Source organism: Erwinia typographi (assembly GCF_000773975.1).
In the GTDB taxonomy this organism is placed as follows: domain Bacteria; phylum Pseudomonadota; class Gammaproteobacteria; order Enterobacterales; family Enterobacteriaceae; genus Erwinia; species Erwinia typographi.
In genome coordinates this window covers 96,459-118,326 of sequence record NZ_JRUQ01000028.1, presented here as the reverse complement: position 1 = coordinate 118,326, position 21,868 = coordinate 96,459, and the positions used below count along the sequence as shown (strand labels likewise).

The 21,868-nt window shown below is 57.1% G+C and carries 23 protein-coding genes; 18 read left to right on the top strand and 5 right to left on the bottom strand.

Features of this window, described 5'->3' with window-relative positions:
* Window positions 1-19: 19 nt before the first annotated feature.
* From hflK to rlmB, 7 genes are all read left to right on the top strand, one after another.
* Window positions 20-1,273: an FtsH protease activity modulator HflK gene (hflK, locus tag NG99_RS09530; protein ID WP_034891438.1), complete on the top strand. Its 1,254-nt coding sequence runs from the start codon at window positions 20-22 to the stop codon at window positions 1,271-1,273.
* 3 nt (window positions 1,274-1,276) lie between these two features.
* The gene (hflC, locus tag NG99_RS09525; RefSeq protein ID WP_034891435.1) at window positions 1,277-2,281 is read left to right on the top strand and encodes a protease modulator HflC; all 1,005 of its coding nucleotides are present in this window, start codon (window positions 1,277-1,279) and stop codon (window positions 2,279-2,281) included.
* 67 nt (window positions 2,282-2,348) lie between these two features.
* Window positions 2,349-2,549 carry a DUF2065 domain-containing protein gene (locus tag NG99_RS09520; protein ID WP_034891432.1) on the top strand — a complete coding sequence of 67 codons (201 nt, stop codon included), beginning with the start codon at window positions 2,349-2,351 and terminating at the stop codon, window positions 2,547-2,549.
* A gap of 96 nt (window positions 2,550-2,645) precedes the next feature.
* On the top strand, window positions 2,646-3,944 hold the full coding sequence (locus tag NG99_RS09515) for an adenylosuccinate synthase (RefSeq protein ID WP_034891429.1): 1,299 nt from the start codon (window positions 2,646-2,648) through the stop codon (window positions 3,942-3,944).
* Between the two features lie 193 nt (window positions 3,945-4,137).
* Complete coding sequence (gene nsrR, locus NG99_RS09510; protein WP_034891426.1) at window positions 4,138-4,575, top strand: nitric oxide-sensing transcriptional repressor NsrR; 438 nt, start codon at window positions 4,138-4,140, stop codon at window positions 4,573-4,575.
* A 19-nt stretch (window positions 4,576-4,594) separates the two neighbouring features.
* Window positions 4,595-7,060, top strand: a complete 2,466-nt coding sequence (gene rnr / locus NG99_RS09505) for a ribonuclease R (protein WP_034891423.1) — start codon at window positions 4,595-4,597, stop codon at window positions 7,058-7,060.
* Between the two features lie 61 nt (window positions 7,061-7,121).
* The gene (rlmB, locus tag NG99_RS09500; RefSeq protein WP_034891421.1) at window positions 7,122-7,856 is read left to right on the top strand and encodes a 23S rRNA (guanosine(2251)-2'-O)-methyltransferase RlmB; all 735 of its coding nucleotides are present in this window, start codon (window positions 7,122-7,124) and stop codon (window positions 7,854-7,856) included.
* 33 nt (window positions 7,857-7,889) lie between these two features.
* On the opposite strand, the gene NG99_RS09495 is transcribed toward rlmB, so the two are convergent.
* Window positions 7,890-8,762, bottom strand: coding sequence for a helix-turn-helix transcriptional regulator (locus NG99_RS09495; RefSeq protein ID WP_034891419.1), 873 nt, complete (start codon window positions 8,760-8,762; stop codon window positions 7,890-7,892).
* 176 nt (window positions 8,763-8,938) lie between these two features.
* Here NG99_RS09495 and NG99_RS09490 point away from each other — a divergent pair, with 176 nt between their 5' ends.
* The 6 genes from NG99_RS09490 to NG99_RS09465 are packed head-to-tail and all read left to right on the top strand — an operon-like array spanning window position 8,939 to window position 15,735.
* Window positions 8,939-10,654, top strand: coding sequence for a solute:sodium symporter family transporter (locus NG99_RS09490; protein ID WP_034891416.1), 1,716 nt, complete (start codon window positions 8,939-8,941; stop codon window positions 10,652-10,654).
* Window positions 10,651-12,150, top strand: coding sequence for a sulfatase-like hydrolase/transferase (locus tag NG99_RS09485; RefSeq protein ID WP_034891414.1), 1,500 nt, complete (start codon window positions 10,651-10,653; stop codon window positions 12,148-12,150). The genes NG99_RS09490 and NG99_RS09485 overlap by 4 nt, the downstream gene beginning before the upstream one ends.
* 44 nt (window positions 12,151-12,194) lie before the next feature.
* Window positions 12,195-12,542, top strand: a complete 348-nt coding sequence (locus NG99_RS09480) for a YidH family protein (RefSeq protein WP_034891413.1) — start codon at window positions 12,195-12,197, stop codon at window positions 12,540-12,542.
* Window positions 12,532-12,888, top strand: coding sequence for a DUF202 domain-containing protein (locus NG99_RS09475; protein ID WP_034891411.1), 357 nt, complete (start codon window positions 12,532-12,534; stop codon window positions 12,886-12,888). The genes NG99_RS09480 and NG99_RS09475 overlap by 11 nt, the downstream gene beginning before the upstream one ends.
* The gene (locus tag NG99_RS09470) at window positions 12,885-14,060 is read left to right on the top strand and encodes an anaerobic sulfatase maturase (protein WP_198138756.1); all 1,176 of its coding nucleotides are present in this window, start codon (window positions 12,885-12,887) and stop codon (window positions 14,058-14,060) included. The genes NG99_RS09475 and NG99_RS09470 overlap by 4 nt, the downstream gene beginning before the upstream one ends.
* A 46-nt stretch (window positions 14,061-14,106) precedes the next feature.
* Entirely contained in the window at window positions 14,107-15,735 is a 1,629-nt protein-coding gene (locus tag NG99_RS09465) for an isovaleryl-CoA dehydrogenase (RefSeq protein ID WP_034891410.1), read from the top strand.
* Here the strand turns inward: NG99_RS09465 and bsmA are convergent.
* Both bsmA and NG99_RS09455 read right to left on the bottom strand, forming a co-directional pair.
* Window positions 15,709-16,041 (bottom strand): biofilm peroxide resistance protein BsmA, encoded by a 333-nt coding sequence (gene bsmA / locus NG99_RS09460; RefSeq protein WP_034891407.1) that lies wholly within the window; start codon window positions 16,039-16,041, stop codon window positions 15,709-15,711. The genes NG99_RS09465 and bsmA overlap by 27 nt on opposite strands.
* Window positions 16,042-16,092: 51 nt before the next feature.
* A complete protein-coding gene (locus NG99_RS09455; protein ID WP_034891406.1) occupies window positions 16,093-18,030 on the bottom strand; it encodes a methyl-accepting chemotaxis protein in 1,938 nt (645 codons plus the stop codon).
* A 165-nt stretch (window positions 18,031-18,195) separates the two neighbouring features.
* On the opposite strand from NG99_RS09455, the gene yjfP reads away from it, so the two are divergent.
* Window positions 18,196-18,945, top strand: coding sequence for an esterase (gene yjfP, locus NG99_RS09450; RefSeq protein ID WP_034891405.1), 750 nt, complete (start codon window positions 18,196-18,198; stop codon window positions 18,943-18,945).
* 21 nt (window positions 18,946-18,966) lie between these two features.
* On the opposite strand, the gene NG99_RS09445 is transcribed toward yjfP, so the two are convergent.
* The gene (locus tag NG99_RS09445) at window positions 18,967-19,176 is read right to left on the bottom strand and encodes a hypothetical protein (RefSeq protein ID WP_034891404.1); all 210 of its coding nucleotides are present in this window, start codon (window positions 19,174-19,176) and stop codon (window positions 18,967-18,969) included.
* A gap of 368 nt (window positions 19,177-19,544) precedes the next feature.
* On the opposite strand from NG99_RS09445, the gene rpsF reads away from it, so the two are divergent.
* Genes rpsF through rplI form a run of 4 tightly spaced genes read left to right on the top strand, consistent with a single transcriptional unit; the run spans window position 19,545 to window position 20,988 of the window.
* On the top strand, window positions 19,545-19,940 hold the full coding sequence (gene rpsF / locus NG99_RS09435; protein WP_034891402.1) for a 30S ribosomal protein S6: 396 nt from the start codon (window positions 19,545-19,547) through the stop codon (window positions 19,938-19,940).
* Between the two features lie 6 nt (window positions 19,941-19,946).
* The gene (gene priB / locus NG99_RS09430; protein WP_034891401.1) at window positions 19,947-20,264 is read left to right on the top strand and encodes a primosomal replication protein N; all 318 of its coding nucleotides are present in this window, start codon (window positions 19,947-19,949) and stop codon (window positions 20,262-20,264) included.
* A 4-nt stretch (window positions 20,265-20,268) separates the two neighbouring features.
* Window positions 20,269-20,496 (top strand): 30S ribosomal protein S18, encoded by a 228-nt coding sequence (rpsR, locus tag NG99_RS09425; RefSeq protein WP_002210155.1) that lies wholly within the window; start codon window positions 20,269-20,271, stop codon window positions 20,494-20,496.
* Window positions 20,497-20,535: 39 nt separating this feature from the next.
* A complete protein-coding gene (gene rplI / locus NG99_RS09420; protein WP_034891400.1) occupies window positions 20,536-20,988 on the top strand; it encodes a 50S ribosomal protein L9 in 453 nt (150 codons plus the stop codon).
* A gap of 70 nt (window positions 20,989-21,058) precedes the next feature.
* On the opposite strand, the gene NG99_RS09415 is transcribed toward rplI, so the two are convergent.
* Entirely contained in the window at window positions 21,059-21,610 is a 552-nt protein-coding gene (locus NG99_RS09415) for an OapA family protein (protein ID WP_034891399.1), read from the bottom strand.
* Between the last annotated feature and the right edge of the window lie 258 nt (window positions 21,611-21,868).

Sequence of the window (21,868 nt, the reverse complement as noted above, 5' to 3'; positions counted from 1 at the left end):
AATTATATGGAGTATAAACATGGCGTGGAATCAGCCCGGGAATAACGGACAGGACCGCGACCCGTGGGGAAGCAGCAATAATCAAGGCGGCAACTCTGGGGGAAATAAGGGAGGGCGCGATAAAGGGCCTCCTGATTTAGATGATATTTTTCGTAAGCTGAGCAAAAAGCTTGGCGGTTTTGGCGGTGGGAATAAGAACGATAACAGCAGCGGGCAGAATACGCCGGGTCGCAGTGGTCGTCTGATCGGCATCGTCGTTGTGGCGGCGGTGGTGATTTGGGCCGGTAGCGGCTTCTATACCATTAAAGAGGCGGAACGCGGCGTGGTGACACGCTTCGGTAAATTCAGCCATTTGGTTGAGCCAGGCTTGAACTGGAAGCCTACCTTTATCGATCAGGTTCGCGCGGTGAACGTTGAGGCCGTGCGCGAGCTGGCAGCGTCAGGCACCATGCTGACCTCGGACGAAAACGTCGTGCGGGTGGAAATGAACGTGCAGTATCGCGTCACTAACCCGGAACGCTATCTGTTTGCGGTAACCAGCGCGGACGACAGCCTGCGTCAGGCAACGGACAGCGCGCTGCGCGGCGTGATTGGCCGCTCAACCATGGACCGTATCCTGACCGAAGGCCGTACCGTGGTGCGTAGCGACACCCAGCGCGAGCTGGAAGAAACGATTCGTCCTTACGACATGGGGATCACCCTGCTGGACGTCAACTTCCAGGCCGCTCGTCCGCCTGAAGAAGTGAAGGCTTCCTTCGATGATGCAATTGCCGCCCGTGAAAACCGTGAGCAGTACGTGCGTGAAGCGGAAGCTTATGCCAACGAAGTGCAGCCACGCGCTAACGGCCAGGCGCAGCGTATTCTGGAAGAAGCGCGTGCTTACAAAACGCGTACCGTGCTTGAAGCGCAGGGTGAGGTCGATCGCTTCGCGAGACTGCTTCCTGAATACAAGGCAGCTCCGCAGATCACCCGTGAACGTCTGTATATCGAAACAATGGAAAACGTGCTGAGCCATACCCGCAAGGTGCTGGTTAACGATAAGGGCAACAGCCTGATGGTGCTGCCGCTGGAGCAGCTGATGCGTGGACAGAGCGGGGCGTCCTCGTCGAACAACAGCCAGAACAGCAGCAATAACAACCTGCTGCGCCTGCCGCCGGCTTCGGACAGCAATGACCGCGCCAGCAGCAGTTCGGCGTTCAGCCCGGATAACATCATGGACCAGCGCCGGGTAAATGCTCAGCGCAACGATACCCAGCGCCAGGGGAGGGAGTAAGCGATGCGTAAGCCATTAATCGTTGTATTGATTGTTGTGCTGGTGGTGCTATACGCGTCACTGTTTGTCGTCCAGGAAGGCCAGCGCGGCATCGTGATGCGCTTCGGCAAGGTTCTGCGCGACGGAGAAAACAAGCCGCTGGTGTACGAGCCAGGCCTGCACTTTAAGATTCCTTTCCTGGAATCCGTGAAGTCGCTGGACGCCCGTCTTCAGACCATGGACAACCAGGCCGACCGTTTTGTCACCAAAGAGAAAAAAGACCTGATCGTTGATTCTTACATCAAATGGCGCATCAGCGATTTCAGCCGCTACTATCTGGCAACCGGTGGCGGCGACGTCTCCCAGGCCGAAGTGCTGCTGAAGCGTAAATTCAGCGACCGTCTGCGTTCTGAAATTGGCCGTCTCGACGTGAAAGACATTGTGACCGATTCGCGTGGCCGTTTGACTACCGACGTCCGCGACGCGCTGAATACCGGTAGCGCAGGTCAGGATGACGAAATCGCTACCCCTGCGGCGGACGATGCTATTGCTTCGGCGGCGGCGCGCGTTGAGCGTGAAACCACCGGCAATAAGGTGGCTATTAACCCGAACAGTATGGCGGCGTTGGGTATTCAGGTCGTCGATGTGCGTATTAAGCAGATCAACCTGCCTACTGAGGTTTCCGACGCCATTTATGCCCGTATGCGTGCGGAGCGTGAGTCAGTAGCCCGTAGCCAGCGTTCTCAGGGTCAGGAAGAGGCGGAAAAACTGCGTGCCACTGCGGATTATGAAGTGACCCGCACGCTGGCGGAAGCGCAGCGTACCGGCCTGATGACCCGGGGTGAAGGAGATGCGCAAGCAGCGAAGCTGTTTGCCGATGCCTTCAGTCAGGACCCTGATTTCTATGCCTTTATTCGTAGCCTTCGCGCTTACGAGAGCAGCTTCAAAAGCAATCAGGACGTGATGGTGCTCAGCCCGGACAGCGATTTCTTCCGCTTTATGAAATCGCCCTCTACCGCCACACGCTAAGAATCTGTTATAAAACGAAGGGCCGGAAAATCCGGCCCTTTTTTTATGGTCCTGAGCGGAAAAAACAATGAACCCAACCATTTGGATGGCGCTGGCCCTGGTGCTGGTTTTAGAAGGCCTCGGTCCGGTGTTGCTGCCGCGCATCTGGCGGCGAATGATTTTATCAATGGCTCAATTGCCGGATACCCTGCTGCGCCGTTTCGGCGGCGGTCTCGTGGTCGCGGGCGCAGTGATTTACTATATGATCAGCACCCACAGCGGCGGCTAAAGGCCGGGAAAAAAGTAATAATCGTATGCTAAAAGAGCTGAAAGACGGGTTTTACGGTGGTAGAATCCATTTTTAAGCAATCGGTGATTTTGAGAAATGGGTAAGAACGTCGTCGTACTGGGCACCCAATGGGGTGACGAAGGTAAAGGTAAGATTGTTGACCTGCTGACTGAACGTGCAAAATACGTTGTGCGCTATCAGGGCGGTCATAACGCTGGCCATACGCTAGTCATCAACGGTGAGAAAACCGTCCTCCACTTAATTCCATCAGGTATTCTGCGTGAAAACGTGACCAGCATCATCGGCAACGGTGTGGTGCTGTCTCCTGCTGCGCTGATGAAAGAGATGAAAGGTCTGGAAGATCGTGGCTTCCCGGTACGTGAACGTCTGTTTATTTCTGAAGCCTGCCCGCTGATTCTGGAGTACCATGTGGCGCTGGACGTGGCGCGTGAAAAAGCGCGCGGCGCGAAAGCTATCGGCACCACCGGTCGCGGCATTGGCCCGGCGTACGAAGATAAAGTCGCCCGTCGCGGCCTGCGCGTTGGCGACCTGTTCAACAAAGAAACCTTTGCCGCGAAGCTGAAAGAAGTGTTGGATTACCATAACTTCCAGCTGGTGAACTACTACAAAGAAGAAGCGGTTGACTACGATAAGGTGCTGGGCGATGTCATGGCGATTGCCGACATCCTCACCGGTATGGTGGTGGACGTATCTGAACTGCTGGACGGCGCGCGCAAGCGTGGCGACCTGATCATGTTTGAAGGCGCGCAGGGCACGCTGCTTGACATCGACCACGGTACTTATCCGTACGTGACCTCTTCCAACACTACCGCTGGCGGCGTGGCGACAGGTTCAGGCATCGGTCCGCGCTATGTGGATTACGTGCTGGGCATTGTGAAGGCCTACTCTACCCGCGTGGGCGCTGGCCCATTCCCGACCGAGTTGTTCGATGAAACCGGCGAGTTCCTGTGCAAGCAGGGAAATGAATTTGGCGCCACCACCGGCCGCCGCCGTCGCACCGGCTGGCTGGATGCGGTTGCCGTACGCCGCGCGGTGCAGATCAACTCCCTCTCTGGCTTCTGCATGACCAAACTGGACGTGCTGGATGGCCTGAAAGAGGTGAAAATCTGCGTTGCTTACCGGATGCCTGACGGTCGCGAAGTGACGACTACGCCGCTGGCCGCTGAAGGTTGGGAAGGCATTGAGCCAATCTACGAAACTATGCCTGGCTGGAGCGAAACCACCTTCGGCGTGAAGTCGCTGGATGGCCTGCCGCAGGCCGCGCTGAATTACATTAAGCGTATTGAAGAAGTCACCGGCGTGCCGATTGATATCATTTCTACCGGTCCGGACCGCAGCGAAACCATGATCCTGCGTGACCCGTTTGACGCGTAACGTTATCAGAGGCCGGGACTGCCCGGCCTTACTCTTACCACCTGTGCTTCCCACCTTATTTTCTCATTATCAACGCTTACTTAAATAAAATAGCCCCGAATGCGAAGGCTGGTTTATCATCATTGATAACACACTCATTTATGAGCGGATTACGGCAGCGCTTCCGAACGTCGGTCATGCTTATGAGGTTACCGTGCAGCTAACGAGTTTCACCGATTATGGTTTACGTGCGCTGATTTTTATGGCCGCTTTGCCTGCTGGACAGATGACCAGCATTAGCGAAGTAACAGAGGCTTACGGTGTTTCACGTAATCATATGGTCAAAATAATCAATCAACTTAGCCGGGCTGGCTACGTTGCTGCCGCGCGCGGAAAAAACGGCGGCATTCGCTTAGGCAGGCCAGCCTCCGAGATTGTGATTGGCCAGGTGGTACGGGATATGGAACCGCTACAGCTGGTGAACTGCCAACCCTGCCATATCAGGCCGGCCTGTCGCCTGAAGCAGGCGCTCTTTGATGCGGTACAGAGTTTTCTGACCGTGCTGGATGGCTATACCCTGGCAGATTTGCTGGAAGACAACCATCCGCTCTACAAATTATTGTTGGTTGAGCAACCCTCACTCAGCAGTTGATGACAACGGAGGAACCGCTATGTCAAAAGATCCTTTTAAGGAACGGGAAGCTGAAAAATACGACAATCCCATTCCAAGTCGCGAATTTATCCTTGCCCATCTGGATAAGCGCGAAAAGCCAGCCAGCCGTGAAGAGCTGGCTTCTGAACTCTCTATTTCTGGCGAGGAGCAGACTGAAGCGCTGCGCCGTCGCCTGCGCGCGATGGAGCGCGACGGTCAGTTAGTCTTTACCCGCCGTCAGTGCTATGCCCTGCCGGAACGTCTGGATTTGCTGCGCGGAAAGGCAATCGGCCACCGCGATGGTTTCGGCTTCCTGCGGGTTGAAGGCAGTAAAGACGACCTTTATCTTTCTGCTGAGCAGATGAAAATGTGTATGCACGGTGATGTGATCCTCGCGCAGGCGATGGGCGCAGATCGTAAAGGCCGCCGTGAAGCGCGCGTGGTCAGGGTGCTTGAGCCGCGCAACAACCAGATCGTTGGACGCTACTTCACCGAGGCTGGCGTTGGCTTTGTGGTGCCGGACGACAGCCGTCTGAGCTTCGACATCCTGATCCCACCGGAAGACTTGATGGGCGCCCGCATGGGCTTTGTGGTGGTGGTGGAGCTGGTTCAGCGACCTACGCGCCGCAGTAAAGCCGTGGGCAAAGTGGTGGAAGTGCTGGGCGACAATATGGGCACCGGCATGGCCGTGGAAATGGCGCTGCGCACCCACGATATTCCTCACGCCTGGTCGCCAGAGCTTGAGCGTCAGATTGCCAAACTGAAAGAAGAAGTGCCGGAAGAGGCCAAAGTAGGGCGCGTGGATCTCCGCGATCTGCCGCTGGTCACCATTGACGGTGAAGATGCCCGCGACTTTGATGACGCCGTTTTCTGTGAAAGGAAGCGCGGCGGCGGCTGGCGTTTGTGGGTGGCGATTGCCGACGTGAGCTACTACGTTCGTCCTGGCACCCCGCTGGATGATGAAGCGGTAAACCGCGGCACCTCGGTATATTTCCCTTCTCAGGTGGTGCCGATGCTGCCGGAAGTGCTTTCTAACGGCTTATGCTCGCTGAACCCGCAGGTAGATCGCCTGTGTATGGTCTGTGAGATGACGATTTCGGCGACCGGCAAGCTGACGGGCTACAAGCATTACGAAGCGGTGATGAACTCCTGGGCGCGCCTGACCTACAACAAAGTGTGGAGCATCCTGCAGGGCAACCAGGAGCTGCGTGAGCAATACCAGCCGCTGGTGAAAGACCTGGAAGAGCTGCACCGGATGTATCTGGTGCTGGAGAAATCACGCGAGCAGCGCGGCGGTATCTCCTTCGAAACCGATGAGGCTAAATTCGTGTTCAATGCCGAGCGTCGCATTGAGCGCATTGAGCGCGTTGAGCAGGTTTCTCGTAACGATGCGCACAAGCTGATTGAAGAGTGCATGATCCTGGCGAACATCGCATCAGCCCGTTACGTTGAGAAAAATAACGAACCGGCGCTATTCCGCGATCACGACCGTCCGAGCGAAGAGAATATTAAGAGCTTCCGCTCGGTGCTGAACGAACTGGGACTGACGCTGGGCGGCGGCAACAAGCCTCATCCGCTGGACTACGCGGAGCTGCTGAAGCAGATCTCCAGCCGTACCGATGCGGAAATGCTGCAAACCATGCTGCTGCGCTCCATGAAGCAGGCGGTTTACGATCCTGAAAACCGCGGCCACTTCGGCCTGGCGCTGGCTTCGTACGCGCACTTTACTTCCCCAATTCGTCGTTACCCCGATCTGCTGCTGCACCGTGCGATTAAGTATCTGCTGGCGAAAGAGAACGGTATGTCTGAGGGGATCACTACCCCTACGGGCGGTTACCATTATGAGCTGGAGCAAATGCTACAGCTTGGTCAGCACTGCTCGATGGCCGAGCGCCGTGCCGATGAGGCCACCCGCGACGTCGCGGACTGGCTGAAGTGTGACTTTATGCATGACCATGTCGGGGAAACTTTCACCGGCGTGATCTCAAGCGTGACCGGCTTTGGCTTCTTTGTGCGCCTGACCGATCTGTTTATTGACGGCCTGGTGCACGTCTCCACGCTGGACAATGACTATTACCGCTTTGATGCCGTAGGCCAGCGCCTTATTGGCGAGTCTGGCGGCAAAACGTACCGCCTTGGCGATACGGTGGAAGTGCGCGTAGACGCGGTACACATGGACGAGCGGAAAATTGATTTTGCGATGATCTCCAGCAGCCGTAAGCCGCGTGGCGAAGGCAAAACGGAGCGCGATCGCGCCAAAAAAGCCGCGCCTCAGCACAGCGGTAAGCGCCGTCGCGATCAGAGCAAAAAAGGAACTTTTGAGCCAGACAGCGCGTTCCGCGCGCCGCAGAGGAAAGAAGCGGCGGCGGACGGTGGGGCAAAGAAGGACAAAAAGCCGAGAAAACCCTCGGATAAAACCCGCAAAATCGCCGCTGGCAGCCGGGCGCGGCGTGCGGCGAAGAAAAAGACTGACGCGTCAGCATAACCCTGGCGGGGCAGGCGAGCAGCCTGCCCCGGCTTAAAATGACTTTTCGAGTAACTGATTAATGAGTGAAATAGTATTTGGACTGCACGCCGTGAAGGCGCTGCTAGACAGCAATCCTCAGCGCTTTCAGGAAGTGTTTATCCTCAAAGGGCGCGACGACAAGCGCCTGCAACCGCTGGTGAAAGCGCTGGAAGCTCAGGGCATTGTGGTGCAGGTAGCGAATCGCCAGTGGCTGGATAGCCAGGTTGAAGGCGGCGTTCATCAGGGGATTGTGGCGCGGGTGAAGCCTGGCCGTCAGTATCAGGAAAACGACCTGCCGGACCTGCTGGCCAGCCTGGATTCGCCGTTCCTGCTAATCCTGGATGGCATCACCGATCCGCACAACCTCGGTGCCTGCCTGCGCAGTGCGGATGCGGCGGGAGTTCACGCGGTTATCGTTCCGCGAGATCGTTCGGCGCAGCTTAATGCGACGGCCAAAAAAGTCGCCAGCGGGGCGGCGGAACATGTGCCGCTGATCGCCGTGACTAACCTTGCCAGAACGATGCGTTTGTTGCAGGAAGCGAACGTGTGGATCGTCGGGACGGCCGGTGAAGCCAGTCACGATGTCTTCCAGAGCAAAATGACCGGGCCGATGGCGCTGGTCATGGGGGCAGAAGGCGAGGGTATGCGGCGCCTGACTCGTGAACATTGTGATGAGCTGATCAGCATTCCTATGGCGGGCAGCGTCTCTTCGCTGAACGTTTCCGTCGCTACCGGCATCTGCCTGTTCGAGGCCGTGCGCCAGCGTAAAGCGTGATCCTGCGACCGGCGGCCCGCCCGCCGGTGTGGCTCAGCGCAATGCCTGCCGACGCGCTTTCGCGGTGGAAGGGGCGTAACCAAACTTTTGCTTGAACGCCTTGCTGAAGTGGAAAGAGTCAAAAAAATGCAGCCGTTCGGCCACCAGGCTGACGCTGTACTCTTCCTGCTGCAACAGCGACTGGGCAAGCTCCAGCCTTGCGTCGAGATAATACTCTTTTGGCGATTTACCGGTATATTTTAAAAACAGCCGCCGTAGATATTGTTCACTGCACTGCATCCATGCCGCCATTTCCGCCACGCGCCAGTGTGTTTGTAAGTCAGCATGTAATAGTGAGAGCAACCTCTCAATTTTAATTAATTTTTCGGGTTTAATCCCGTTTTCTGAAATAAGACATATCCACTGGTAAATCATTTTTGTCAGAAAGGCGACGGCAAGGTTCTTTTTATTTGAATTTTCATTATCCAATAGCTTACTGACTTCCAGTAATTCATGATTAAACCCCTCGCCATTATGAATGACAGCTTTCTGCCGTAATGGAATCTCCATAACGCAGTTCGGTATAAACTCCATCCAGTACTGCTCCCATACCAGCCCCTCACAGTGATAGGAGAGAATATCTACGGGCTTGAGGAAAATGGCGCAATTACCGCTTAACGTAATCTCATCGCCGCCGCGCAGCAGAATCTTGCCGCTTCCCTGTAGGGTGTAAATCGCTACCCACGAGCTGGCGATCAGCGGCTTCTTTTTATCCTGCGGCCAGAATACGCGATAGGTTTTATCGGCAAGGGTATGCCACAGGGAGATGAGAATAATGCCGCTGGAGATCACATTTTCCTCAAGAACCAGCGGAATATTATAAGTAGTTTCGGTTTTTACATCGGAAAGGGCATTTTTTCCATTCATTTTATTCTCCCTCCAGTGAATGATGACGTTAACCCCAGCGCGGAATGTAGCAAAGAAAATTTCCGTCGGGTAATCAGGATGCGTTATCTGTGATTTCAAACCGCCTCGACCCGAATGCTGCAATATTCCTTAATGCCGTTATTGCATCGGGACATAATGATAAATAAGGGCATGAAATGAATATTCAGCAAATTGTGAGCTTCCTGGCTTTCACCTTTCTGGTGGCTTTTATCACCTGGTGGAAGCTGCGCAAGTCTGACACGCAGTCGCAACAGGGCTATTTTCTTGCCGGACGTTCTCTGAAGGCGCCAATTATTGCCGCCTCTCTGATGCTGACCAACCTGTCGACCGAACAGCTGGTCGGGTTAACCGGGCAGGCCTACCGCAGCGGAATGTCGGTCATGGCGTGGGAGGTGATCTCCGCCATTCCACTGATCTTTCTGGCGCTGATTTTCCTGCCGCGCTACCTGCAACGCGGCATCGCCACCATTCCGCAGTTTATTGAGGAGCGCTACGATAAAACCACCCGCATTATCGTCGACTGCTGCTTTCTGATCGCCACCGGGATCTGCTTTTTGCCGGTAGTGCTTTACTCCGGGGCGCTGGCTTTCAACAGTATCTTCCATATCAGTGAAACATTCGGCATCTCGCCGTCGGCGGCGATCTGGGCGATGGTGGTGGTGCTTGGGCTGTCGGGCATTCTCTACGCGGTGATTGGCGGCATGAGGGCCATTGCTATCGCCGATATGGTCAACGGCATCGGTCTGGTTATCGGCGGCCTGATGGTGCCGGTATTTGGCCTGATGGTGATGGGCGGCGGCAATTTTCTCAGGGGGCTGGACCGCCTGACCACCGACCACAGCGAAATGCTGAATTCAATCGGCGGCGCCCACGATCCGGTGCCGATTGGCGCCGCGCTGACCGGGCTGGTGCTGGTAAATACCTTTTACTGGTGTACCAACCAGGGGATCGTGCAGCGTACACTCGGCTCGCGCAACCTCGCCGAAGGGCAGAAGGGCGCGCTGCTGACGGCGGTGCTGAAAATGCTCGACCCGCTGATCCTCGTGCTGCCGGGTATTATCGCCTTCCATCTGTTCCGGGAATTACCCTCGGCGGATATGGCCTATCCGGCGCTGGTTAACCGGGTGATGCCGCTGCCGCTGATCGGATTCTTCAGCGCCGTGCTGTTCGGCGCGATTATCAGCGCCTTCTGCGGCTTCCTCAACAGCGCCTCCACGCTGTTCAGCCTCGGCATCTATCACCGCATCATTAATCAGGACGCCTCGTCAGAAAAGCTGGTGAAGGTGGTCCGCCAGTTTGGCCTGGTGGTGACGCTGGTTTCAGTGCTGGTCGCGCCGTGGATCGCCCATGCGCCGGAAGGCCTTTATTCCTGGATGAAGCAGCTGAACGGCATTTATAACGTGCCGCTGGTCACCATTATTATCATGGGCTTCTTCTTTCCGCGTATTCCGGCCGTGGCCGCGAAGTCCGCGCTGCTGTTCGGCATCTGTAGCTATATCGTGGTCAACTATCTGGTCGATCTGCACTTCCATTTCCTTTACGTGCTGGCCTGCACGTTCTGCATCAACGTGGTGCTGATGCTGACGATCGGCTGGCTGTGGCCGCAGGCGGAACCCTTCCGCTTCCGCGATGCTTTCGCGGTGGATATGACGCCGTGGAAAAACGCCAAAATCGCCTCCGTCGGCGTGCTGTTCGCGATGATTGGGGTTTACTCCGGCTTTGCGCAGTTTGGCGGTTATAACAGCCACCTGCTGACCCTGCTCTGTTATCTGGTGGTGGCGGCAGTGGTGATTTATCTCATCGTGGACAGCAGGCGTCAGCGTCGGAGTACCTCTGCCGTCACTTTTACTGATGCTAAGGATGACTCATGAAACGTCCGAATATTGTCTTCATTATGACCGATACCCAGGCCACCAATATGGTGGGCTGCTACAGCGGTAAACCGCTGAACACCAACCATATCGATGCGCTGGCGGAGGAGGGGATCCGCTTCAATTCCGCCTATACCTGTACCCCGGTCTGCACCCCGGCGCGCGCCGGATTGTTTACCGGCATTTACGCCAACCAGTCCGGGCCGTGGACGAACAACGTCGCGCCCGGAAAAAATATCAGCACGATGGGTCGCTACTTTAAGGATGCGGGTTATCACACCTGCTTTATCGGCAAGTGGCACCTCGACGGACACGACTACTTCGGCACCGGCGTCTGTCCGCCGGAGTGGGACGCCGAATACTGGTTCGATGGCGCCAACTATCTTGCAGAGCTGAGCGAGCAGCAAACGGGGCTGTGGCGCAACGGGTTGAACAGCGCCGAAGATATCCGCGCCAACAATATCGATGAAACCTTTACCTGGGCCTGGCGTATCAGCAAACGAGCGATCGACTTCGTTCAGCGTCCCGAACGGCAGGATCGGCCGTTCCTGATGGTGGTCTCCTATGATGAACCGCACCATCCCTTCACCTGTCCGGCGGAATATATCGATAAGTACCAGGACTTTTATTACGATCTCGGCCCGCGCGCGCAGGATAACCTTGAGCACAAGCCGCTTCACCATCAGCTGTGGGCTGACGCCATGCCTTCGCCGGTCGGTGAGGATGGTCGCTACCATCATCCGCTCTACTTCGCCTGCAACGACTTTGTTGACGACCAGATTGGCCGGGTGGTGGCGGCCCTGACGCCGGAGCAGCGTGAGAATACCTGGCTGGTTTATACCTCCGATCACGGTGAGATGATGGGGGCGCATCAGCTGATCAGCAAAGGGGCGGCGATGTATGACGATATCACCCGCGTACCACTGATCGTCTGCCCGCCAGCGGGCGAGCAGGGGCCGCGCCAGGTCGATACGCCGGTCAGCCATATTGACCTGTTGCCGACGCTGATGGCGCTGGCCGGCATTGAGCAGCCCGCGATTCTGCCGGGCGGAAACATCATGCAGGCCGAGGGCGATCGTGGGGTGATGGTGGAATTCAACCGTTACGAAATCGAGCACGACAGTTTTGGCGGCTTTATTCCAGTGCGCTGCTGGGTGACCTCGCGCTTTAAGCTGACGATCAACCTGTTCACCAGCGACGAGCTGTACGATCGCCACGCCGATCCTGAGGAGATCCATAACCTGATCGACCATCCCGACTTTGCCGCAGAGCGTAATCAGCTGCACGACGCGTTACTCGACTATATGGAGCGCATCCGCGACCCGTTCCGCTCTTATCAATGGGCGTGTCGCTCATGGCGACCGGATGCCGAACCGCGCTGGATGGGGCCATTCCGGCCACGTCCGCAGGACGGCTATTCGCCGGTAGTGCGTGACTATGATACCGGTATGCCGACCCGGGGGGTGAAAATGGAAGAGAAAAAGCAGAAGTTCTGACGATCGCCGGGGCTGCCGCAACGGCCCCGCAGTAAGGAGAAAGTATGAGCCTGTCACGGATTGGTGAAGCGCCGGATTACCGTTTTTCACTGGCGAATGAGCGTACGTTTCTGGCCTGGATCCGCACCGCGCTGGGGTTTCTGGCGGCTGGCGTGGGGCTGGAACAGTTTGCGCCGGACATCGCCACGCCGGCGGTGCGTCAGGCGCTGGCGCTGCTGCTGTGCCTGTTCGCCGCGCTGCTGGCGGCGCTGGGCTATCTGCGCTGGCTGCGTAATGAGCAGGCCATGCGGCTGAAGGAAGATTTGCCCTACACGCGGATGCTGCAACTGGTGGCGCTGGCAATCACTGCGGCGTCAGTGGCGCTGATGGGAGGGGTAGTGTATGCCAGCTAGACGTCGTGCCCGAAGGCTTGCCAACCCCGGACTTCAGCCGGAAAGAACGTCTCTGGCCTGGTTTCGCACGCTGCTCGGCTGCGGCGTGCTGATGGCGCTGGCGCTGCGGCATCAGCGCCAGCTCTCCAGCGTGCCGTTCGGGTGCGTAATGATCCTTCTGTTCAGCCTGTGGCTGCTGCTGTGCGGCTATGCCCGACAGCGGGGAAAAATAGACGAAGGCCGCAGCGACTTCGCGGGCGGGGCGGCCCAGGCGGCGAAGCTGGGAATCACCTGTGCGGTGATGGTGCTGGCCTTGCTGTTTAGCAGCCATCATTTAGCGGCCTTATTCACCGGCGGCCAGTTATGAAGGGATGTCACGTAATGGCGAAGCCAGCAGGCTCGCGTTGCAATCTCAGCTGCCGCTACTGTTTTTACCTTGATAAGCCGATGCTGCCAGTGATGGATGAGGAGACGCTGCGTCTCTACATCCGCCAGCACATCGCCGCACAGCCCGGCGATGAGGTGGAATTCGCCTGGCAAGGGGGCGAACCGACGCTGTGCGGGCTGCCCTTTTTTGAAAAGGTGGTGGCTCTGCAACAGCGCTATGCCTGCGGCAAACGTATTCATAATTCCCTGCAAACCAACGGCCTGTTGCTGAATGACGCGTGGTGCGCGTTTCTGCGGCAGCATCAGTGGCTGGTGGGGTTATCGCTGGATGGCCCGGCAGAACTGCACGATCGCTACCGGGTGACGCGCCGCGGGTTGCCGTCGCACCATCGGGTTATGGCGACTCTGAACCGTCTGCGCAGGCATCAGATCGCCTTTAACCTGATGGTGGTCGTGAATAATCTTAACGGTCGGCAACCAGAACAGATGTACGCCTTTCTGCGTCAGCTTGGCACGCCGTGGCTGCAATTTATTCCGCTGGTAGAGTGGGATGCGGCGGGAAATCTGACGCCTGAATCGGTGACGGCGGAGATATGGGGGCAATTCCTCACCACCGTCTTTATGCGCTGGGGTCGACAGGATATTGGCCGCATCCATATTCAGCTGTTTGAATCCACGCTGGGAATTTGGAATGGCTTCCCGTCACAACTGTGCGTGTTGAGTGAAACCTGCGGTCATGCTTTTGCGCTGGAGGCGAATGGCGACCTTTACCAGTGCGACCATTTTGTTGGACCGCCGTGGTGGGTGGGCAACCTGCGCCAGACGCCGTTAAGCGAGCTTAATGCCAGCCGGGCCGCTATTGCCTTTGGCGCCGCCAAAAAAACGGCGCTGCCGCCGGAGTGCCTGACGTGCCGGGAGCGCCCCTTTTGTCACGGCGACTGTCCTAAACACCGTCCGCCGGGCGGTAAGAGCGCACTCTGTGAGGGATACCGGCGCTTTTTCCGCGAAAGTGCGCCGTGGATGGCAAGGATGCGCGATTTGATTCGCCGCCGCCGTTCGCCTGCCGCGCTGATGGCGGCTTTTCCCGCGCCAACCGATCCGCGCGGGCAGGTTGTGATCCCCTGCACAAATCCACATCAGGGCCAGGCATAACCCCGGCAGGCTCTCATACTTACCCTGAATCTGAGAGGGAGCCGAGATGGACTGGAAAACCCACAGCGTATTTAATCAGCCCCGCCCGCTGGCGAACAGCAACCTGTTTTTGTCGGACACGCCGCTGCGTGAAGCCGTGCAGCGTGAAGGGGCAGGCTGGGACAGCGATTTACTCGCTTCCGTTGGACAACAGTTGGGTAGCGCCGAATCGCTGGAGCTGGGCAGGTTGGCCAATGGCTACCCGCCGGAGCTGTTGCGCTACGATCCCTGCGGCGAGCGGCTGGATGAGGTGCGCTTTCATCCCGCCTGGCACCTGCTGATGCAGGGACTTTGCGCCAACCGGGTGCACAATCTGCCCTGGCTGGAGCGGGCGCCGGAAGCGGCGTTTGTCGCCCGCGCCGCGCGCTTTATGCTTCATGCTCAGGTAGAGGCGGGGAGCCTGTGCCCTGTCACTATGACCTTTGGCGCCATCCCTCTGTTACAAAAATATCTGCCGACTTCGTTGCAGGACTGGCTAAAGCCGCTGCTTTCGGACCGTTATGACCCGCATGTGCAGGTGGCTCCGCTGAAAAAAGGGCTGCTGATTGGCATGGGGATGACCGAAAAGCAGGGAGGTACCGACGTGCTGAGTAATACCACGCGCGCAGAGCCGACCGCCTCTCGCGGCAGCGGGGAGTGCTACCAGTTAACCGGCCACAAATGGTTTTTTTCCGTGCCGCAGAGCGACGCTCATCTGGTGCTGGCGCAGGCGAAAGGCGGGCTGTCCTGCTTCTTCCTGCCTCGCCTGCTGCCGGGCGGAGAAAAAAATGCGCTGCATATTGAAAGGCTGAAAGAGAAGCTGGGGAACCGCTCGAATGCCAGCGCTGAGGTTGAGTTTTTTGGCGCCAGCGGCTGGCTGATCGGGGAAGAGGGCGAGGGCGTCCGGCAAATTCTGAAGATGGGCGGCTATACCCGTTTTGACTGCGCGCTTGGCAGCCACGCCATGATGCGTCGGGCTTTCTCCATTGCCCTGTATCATGCCCACCAGCGTCAGGTGCTGGGGAAAAACCTGGTGGATCAGCCGCTGATGAGGCAGCTTCTCTGCTCGCAGGCTCTGGTGCTGGAGGGGCAAACTGCGCTGCTGATGCGTCTGGCGCGCGCCTGGTCGCGGGGAGAAAATGAGCAGGAGAAAATCTTTAGCCGGCTTTTTACCCCGGCGGCCAAATACACGGTGTGCAAACGAGGGATTGGCTTTGTGGCTGAGTCGATGGAGGTGCTGGGCGGCATTGGCTATTGCGAAGAGAGCGAGCTGCCGCGCCTTTATCGGGAAATGCCGGTGAACAGCATCTGGGAAGGATCGGGAAACGTGATGTGCCTGGACGTGCTGCGGGTGCTGACTAAGCAGCCGGGTATAGTAGACGTGCTCTCGGCGGAATTTGACGGGGTGAAAGGCCAGAACCGGCACTTCGACAGCCTGTGGCGGCAGATAAAGCTACGCCTGGCTAAGCCTCAGGAAGCCCAGGCGCATAGCCTGTGCGAAGGGCTGTTCGCGCTGGCCTGCGGTGTTCAGGTGATGACCAGCCTGGAGCCGGGGATGGCGGATGCCTGGTGCCGCCAGATGCTGGACCGGCGCGGTCACTCACGCCTGGCTGAACCTGTCGCTGAGCGTTTACTGTTGCGGGCTGGCGGTGGTTAAAGGGCCGTAAAGAATGGCGCTGGAGTACCACAGGCCCGGCATCACCGTCTCGCTGACCAACTGAATATAGTAGTAGGCTGCGCCAGCGGCGTTGGCTTTGGCCGCAATGGCTCGCTCCGCGTCGTCCGGCGAGCCGTGTTCAGAGACGCTGACAGTACCCAACCGGCTCTGGCTAAGACTCTGGCTTTGCGCGCGGGTGACCTCCTGCGCCCTGGACGTTGGCGGCGGGGGAGGTTCAGGCCTGGTTTCAAGCTGGCTACAGCCAGCGGTCAGCAAGATAAACAGCAACGTCAGTAACCGACACATAGCGAGTTCTCAGCAGTGGGATAACTGATAGTGTAAGCTATCCCACCGTGATTATTCGTCTTTTAGCGTAAATACGCTGACCAGCTGCGTCAGGTGGTGGCCTTTGCGGCTGAGATCCTGGGCCGTCTCCTCGGAGGTGGAAACCAGCCCGGTGTTCTGGTGCGTAGCCTGGCCGATCTGCGTCATTGCAATGTTCACCTGACCAATCCCGGCGGACTGCTCTCTCGAGGCGATGTTGATGTCGCTCATCAGTGCCTTCACCTGCCCAATACGGCCGACAATCTCTTCCATCACCTGACGCGTTTGTTCAGACAAAGCGTGCCCCTGCACCACTTTGCTCAGCGAGTTTTCAATCAACCCGCCAATTTCTTTCGCGGCCTGGGCGCTGCGCTGGGCCAGCGCGCGGACTTCAGCCGCCACCACGGCAAACCCTTTGCCGTGCTCCCCGGCGCGGGCGGCCTCTACCGCCGCGTTCAGCGCCAGGATATTGGTCTGGAAGGCAATAGACTCAATGACGTGGGTAATATCGGCAATGCTCTGCGAAGCGTTCTTGATGTCGCTCATCGTCACCACCGAGCGCGACACCGTCGCGCCGCCGCTCTGCACGGCGGCTGAGGTTTCATCAACCAGCGTCAGCGCCTGAGCGACATTTTCGGCGTTCTGCGCCACCGTCGCGCTTAGCTGCTCCATGCTGGCCGAGGTCTCTTCCACGCTGCTGGCCTGACGCGAGATCTGCTCGCTAATATTCTCACTGCTTACCGCAATCGCATCGGTGCCGCTGCTGATCTCCCGAGCCGCCTCGCGGACCTGCGAAACGATGTGCTGTAATCCGTCGCCAATGCCGTTAATCGCGTTAATCAGCTGGCCCACTTCATCATGGCGCTGAGTATTCAGCGTGGCCTGTAGGTTACCGGCAGAGTAGTGACGAGCCAGCTCGATCACCTGCTGCAAGGGTTTGCTCAGCCAGCGGCGGGTCACCATCACAAAACCCAGCGCAAAGGCCAGCACCAGTGCCGTACCGATCAGCAGAAACAGATCGCGGATCTGTTTAATCGGTGCCAGCAGGCTGGCCTTGTTGACCTCGCCCAGGATCACCCAGTTCCACTCCGGCAGATGTCGCCAGGTCAGCATCTGCGTATCCCCCTCTTCACCGACAGCCTCAACCGTACCGCTGGCCGTGTTTAACAGCCGCTGTTGCAGCGTATCCGACCAGCGCGGCAGCTTGCCTTCTTCTGTCGGATGGAAGACAAAGCTGCCGTGATTTTTCCCCCCGGCGTTATCCAGCACCACAAAGTGACCGGATGCTCCCAGTTTCTTATTCAGCACTTTCCGGCGGATTTCGGCATACTGCTTACTGATGTCCACGCCAACAAAAAGAATGCCGATCACGCTGCCGCTGCTGTCCTTAACGGGTTGATACTGGGTGATATAGCGTTTACCAAACAGCATACTCACGCCCTGCCAGGTTTCACCTTTCTGCATCTGTTGCCAGGCCGGGCTGGCGTGGTCAAGGCGGGTGCCGATAGCGCGCTCGCCATCCTGCTTGCGCAGTGAGGTGGAGATGCGCATAAAATCATCGCCCATGCGCACAAAAATGGTGGAGATCGCGCCGGTGCGCTGCTGAAATTCGTCGACCAGCACCTGGTCCAGGTTCAGGGTCTTCAGCCCGGCCCGCATAGTTGGCGTCTGCTCTGAACCAATGGCGATAGGCTGAGAAGCATCCAGCGAGAATCGCTTGGGTAAAAAGCTCTGGAACAAGGCGGTATAATTGGCGACCTCATCGCTGAGCGTGCTCCCGAACATGGAGGCCATATCGCTAATCCCACTGACCTGGTTATCCATATTTTCCTGAGTCAGCGCCTGTAGCTGTCTGGCGGCGTTATGGGTTAGCGCCAGGGTCAGGATCAGAAACAAGACGGCGACGCTTGCTGAGGTGATAACCGATAGCTTGACGCCAAGGCTCAGACGTCGGAATAAGGAAGTTTTCATGGTTGGCCTGTTAAGGGTGTGGGGGCTTGGATCGGTTAACGGCAATGCTAATGAAACATTTAGTTTTTAATTTTGTGCGCAGGCTAACGCTTTAGCGAATAAACTCAATTTTCAGCCTGGCGGACTGGCGGGGTACCCCGTGGCCTGAAATTTAATGGAGGCGTAATGATTGAAATTGCTACAGAAAATTTTGCCGGCATAGAGTGCCTGCACGCCACGCCAGCGGGTAAGCGTCATACTGCGCTGCCGACGATCCTTTTCTGGCACGGCTTTACCTCTTCCAAAGAGGTCTATGCCTGGTTTGCCGTTGCGCTGGCTCAGGCTGGGTTCCGCGTGGTGATGCCGGATGCGGATATGCATGGTTCTCGCTATAACGGTGATAGCGAACTGCGCCTCACCAGCTTCTGGGAAATTCTGCGCAGCAATATTGACGAGGTGCCGCTGCTTGAGGCCGCGCTGAACGAACAGCGATTGATAACCGAAGGGAGGTTCGCGGTGGCGGGCGCCTCAATGGGCGGTATGACGGCGTTGGGCGCCATGGCCCGCTACAGCCATCTCTCCTGCGTCGCCTGTCTGATGGGTTCAGGCTATTTTATGTCGCTCGCCCGGACGCTGTTTCCTCCGCTGGCAGCCGCAACGCCGGAGCAGAAAAAAACGCTGGACGGCAGGCTGGCGCCGCTGGCTGAGTATGATGTCAGTCAGCAACTGGAAAAGCTGGGCGACAGACCGTTACTGGTCTGGCATGGGGATGCGGATGAGGTCGTGCCTGCCGCAGAAAGCGCCAGGTTGGAAAAAGCGCTGCGTGAAGCGAAGCTCGATGCGAATCTCACCTATATAACTGAGCGCGGCATCGGGCATCGCATCACGCCGCCAGCGCTAACGGCGACGGCGGCTTTTTTTACGCATCATCTTTAATTCGAATCGGACCCTGCGCCGCTACAGCTGTCTGGCGAGCTGCTCTGCTGCGGTAGTAGGGGTCTTATGCGAGGTTTTGTCTAACGGAGACGCAATCCGGTTGATATAGACATAACTGTTCGCCGCTTTGCTGGTGTAGCTTTTCACCTGCTGCGCGTCGCCAACGGCGTTGGCAAGGGCGGATGTGGAAAGGAAAAGACCGAGTAAGGTGGCGATTGCGATGGTTTTCATAGGTGAACTCCACAATCTGGTCATACAGTCTGACGCGGACGTCAGGGTCGTGTCATAAGGAACCTGTATAGTTTAGTCCAGTCTGGATTAAAAGGTATTAGTAATTCTTGCTATTTTAGCGCGACCCTTTGCCGCCGTTTCTTTGCTAACGCCATGATATCTTTCGGATAGCACGCAATGCCCCTTCTGCCGGGCGCCAGACTGCCAAATAATTTCCCCCCCGCCGCGACATTACCTTGAGTTTTCCCAGTACCGCCAGTATGATTACGCGTCAATTTTTTCAGCCGCACAAACATACACGTTCCTTGCTTCCATGGGCCGCGGCTGACCCTGACAGGAGGCTGAATAATCCGTAAGGAGCAAATTCGATGCGTCATTACGAAATCGTATTTATGGTTCACCCTGACCAAAGCGAACAGGTTCCTGGTATGATCGAGCGTTACTCTGCCACCATCACTGGTGCAGAAGGAACGATCCATCGCCTGGAAGACTGGGGCCGTCGTCAGCTGGCTTACCCGATCAACAAACTGCACAAAGCTCACTACGTTCTGCTGAACGTGGAAGCGCCGCAGGAAGCGATCGATGAGCTGGAAACAAACTTCCGCTTCAACGACGCCGTTATCCGCAGCATGGTTATGCGCGTTAAGCACGCGGTAACTGAAGCATCTCCGATGGTTAAAGCGAAAGACGAGCGCCGCGATCGCCGCGAAGATTTTGCTAACGAAACCTCTGATGATGCAGATGCTGGGGATTCTGAAGAGTAATTTACCGTGACGGCCAACCGGCTGACGCTGTCTGGCACCGTGTGCAAGACGCCGAGGCGTAAAGTGAGCCCGTCAGGTATTCCACACTGCCAGTTCGTGCTTGAGCACCGTTCCGAGCAGGTGGAAGCCGGTTTTACCCGGCAAGCCTGGTGTCGAATGCCGGTGATTATCAGCGGCAAAGCCCATCAGGCGATTACTCAAAGTATAACGGTCGGCACGCCTCTCACCGTTTCCGGTTTCATTAGCAGCCATCAAGGGCGCAATGGGCTGAATATGACGGTGCTGCATGCCGAGCAGATTGAATTGATAGATTCTGGAGACTAGCCAAATGGCACGTTATTTCCGTCGTCGCAAGTTCTGCCGTTTCACCGCGGAAGGCGTTGTAGAGATTGATTACAAAGACATCGCTACGCTGAAAAACTACATTACCGAAAGCGGTAAAATTGTTCCGAGCCGTATTACCGGTACTCGTGCAAAATACCAGCGTCAGCTGGCACGCTGCATCAAGCGCGCTCGCTACCTGTCCCTGCTGCCATATACCGATCGTCATCAGTAATCGGCCGCCGTCTATTAACGACTTAAAGAGGATAAGGTAATGCAAGTTATTCTGCTTGATAAAGTAGCAAACCTGGGAAGCCTGGGCGATCAGGTTAACGTGAAAGCGGGCTACGCCCGTAACTTCCTGGTACCACAGGGCAAAGCTGTTCCTGCTACCAGAAAAAACGTTGAGTTCTTCGAAACACGCCGTGCAGAGCTGGAAGCCAAACTGGCTGAGGTTCTGTCTGCATCTAATGCTCGTGCTGAGAAAATCAGTGCGCTGGGCAGCGTTACCATCGCGTCTAAAGCCGGCGACGAAGGTAAACTGTTCGGTTCCATCGGGACTCGCGACATCGCTGACGCTGTAACTGCAGCTGGCGTTGAAGTGGCTAAGAGTGAAGTTCGCCTGCCGAACGGCGTTCTGCGCACTACCGGTGAGCACGAAGTGGACTTCCAGGTTCACAGCGAAGTCTTCGCTAAACTGATTGTAAACGTGGTTTCTGAAGCTTAATCGCTGACTGATTCTACCGTACAAAAACGCCGGCCTTGCGCCGGCGTTTTTGTTTTTGTCCTGACGCCTTTTACTGCGCCCGGATAAACGAGCCGTCTGGCTGGCGGGTAAACAAGATCTGCCCGCTGCCGGTATCGACCGTTAAGCCATTCACCACGCCCTGTGCATTCTGGCGAATGCGAACTGCCTGACCCGTATGCAAATTACTCAGCGGCTTATCGTCGCCTTCTACCTGCGCCATAGCAAACACATCGTTCACCGGTAAATTGTTATCACGAAACAGCTGCGCCAGCGTCTGACCAGCGGCGATCTGATAACTGTGCCAGGTGCCCTGCGTATCGTTATCAGTCCTGGGCGGCGCAGTGGGTGCCGGCTGCCGATCGTTCAGCTCGGCCTGCATCGGCGCTTCTGTCCCGGAAGTCTGGCCGGAGGAGATGGGCCGGGCGGGCTGCTGTGGCGAGGGCGCTGGCCACAGGAAAGCCAGCAGGACCAGCGCGACGGCGAAAATAATGCCGCGACGATGGAAGGACGGCAGCGGGTCCATCCAGCGTATGGAATCCGGCAGGTGCCAGAGTTGACGAAAGACTTGTGGTACTCGTGATGCTGAAGACGCTTTGGGCATGGCGTCGTCCTCCTGGCGCGAACCTCGCGCAAAAAATGAGCTTTTTGCTATCCGGTGCAGCCAACCGTTTAGTGAAAGCGACGGGCTTTTCCTTCGCCTGCGGGCAATATGGCCCATTTTGACCTCGACTAAAATATAGCTGATAACGCATTGTGCGTGCGGAGTTTATTCCGCCGGTGGGACCGGGGTATTGTTTCCTTTTAGCCGACAAAAGTCACCTGGAGAAGATGGCATTTTACGCCCGTTGCCAGCGCTGTT

Bases quoted from the DNA above. Each gene is read 5' to 3' on its own strand.
- NG99_RS09520 (WP_034891432.1), top strand. From the start codon at position 2,349: ATGAACCCAACCATTTGGATGGCGCTGGCCCTGGTGCTGGTTTTAGAA.
- bsmA (WP_034891407.1), bottom strand. From the start codon at position 16,041: ATGTGTCGGTTACTGACGTTGCTGTTTATCTTGCTGACCGCTGGCTGT.
- rlmB (WP_034891421.1), top strand. From the start codon at position 7,122: ATGAGTGAAATAGTATTTGGACTGCACGCCGTGAAGGCGCTGCTAGAC.
- NG99_RS09495 (WP_034891419.1), bottom strand. From the start codon at position 8,762: ATGAATGGAAAAAATGCCCTTTCCGATGTAAAAACCGAAACTACTTAT.
- rpsF (WP_034891402.1), top strand. From the start codon at position 19,545: ATGCGTCATTACGAAATCGTATTTATGGTTCACCCTGACCAAAGCGAA.
- NG99_RS09480 (WP_034891413.1), top strand. From the start codon at position 12,195: ATGAGCCTGTCACGGATTGGTGAAGCGCCGGATTACCGTTTTTCACTG.
- NG99_RS09485 (WP_034891414.1), top strand. From the start codon at position 10,651: ATGAAACGTCCGAATATTGTCTTCATTATGACCGATACCCAGGCCACC.
- NG99_RS09475 (WP_034891411.1), top strand. From the start codon at position 12,532: ATGCCAGCTAGACGTCGTGCCCGAAGGCTTGCCAACCCCGGACTTCAG.
- NG99_RS09490 (WP_034891416.1), top strand. From the start codon at position 8,939: ATGAATATTCAGCAAATTGTGAGCTTCCTGGCTTTCACCTTTCTGGTG.
- hflK (WP_034891438.1), top strand. From the start codon at position 20: ATGGCGTGGAATCAGCCCGGGAATAACGGACAGGACCGCGACCCGTGG.
- NG99_RS09415 (WP_034891399.1), bottom strand. From the start codon at position 21,610: ATGCCCAAAGCGTCTTCAGCATCACGAGTACCACAAGTCTTTCGTCAA.
- NG99_RS09445 (WP_034891404.1), bottom strand. From the start codon at position 19,176: ATGAAAACCATCGCAATCGCCACCTTACTCGGTCTTTTCCTTTCCACA.
- rnr (WP_034891423.1), top strand. From the start codon at position 4,595: ATGTCAAAAGATCCTTTTAAGGAACGGGAAGCTGAAAAATACGACAAT.
- yjfP (WP_034891405.1), top strand. From the start codon at position 18,196: ATGATTGAAATTGCTACAGAAAATTTTGCCGGCATAGAGTGCCTGCAC.
- rplI (WP_034891400.1), top strand. From the start codon at position 20,536: ATGCAAGTTATTCTGCTTGATAAAGTAGCAAACCTGGGAAGCCTGGGC.
- NG99_RS09455 (WP_034891406.1), bottom strand. From the start codon at position 18,030: ATGAAAACTTCCTTATTCCGACGTCTGAGCCTTGGCGTCAAGCTATCG.
- NG99_RS09470 (WP_198138756.1), top strand. From the start codon at position 12,885: ATGAAGGGATGTCACGTAATGGCGAAGCCAGCAGGCTCGCGTTGCAAT.
- NG99_RS09515 (WP_034891429.1), top strand. From the start codon at position 2,646: ATGGGTAAGAACGTCGTCGTACTGGGCACCCAATGGGGTGACGAAGGT.
- NG99_RS09465 (WP_034891410.1), top strand. From the start codon at position 14,107: ATGGACTGGAAAACCCACAGCGTATTTAATCAGCCCCGCCCGCTGGCG.
- hflC (WP_034891435.1), top strand. From the start codon at position 1,277: ATGCGTAAGCCATTAATCGTTGTATTGATTGTTGTGCTGGTGGTGCTA.
- rpsR (WP_002210155.1), top strand. From the start codon at position 20,269: ATGGCACGTTATTTCCGTCGTCGCAAGTTCTGCCGTTTCACCGCGGAA.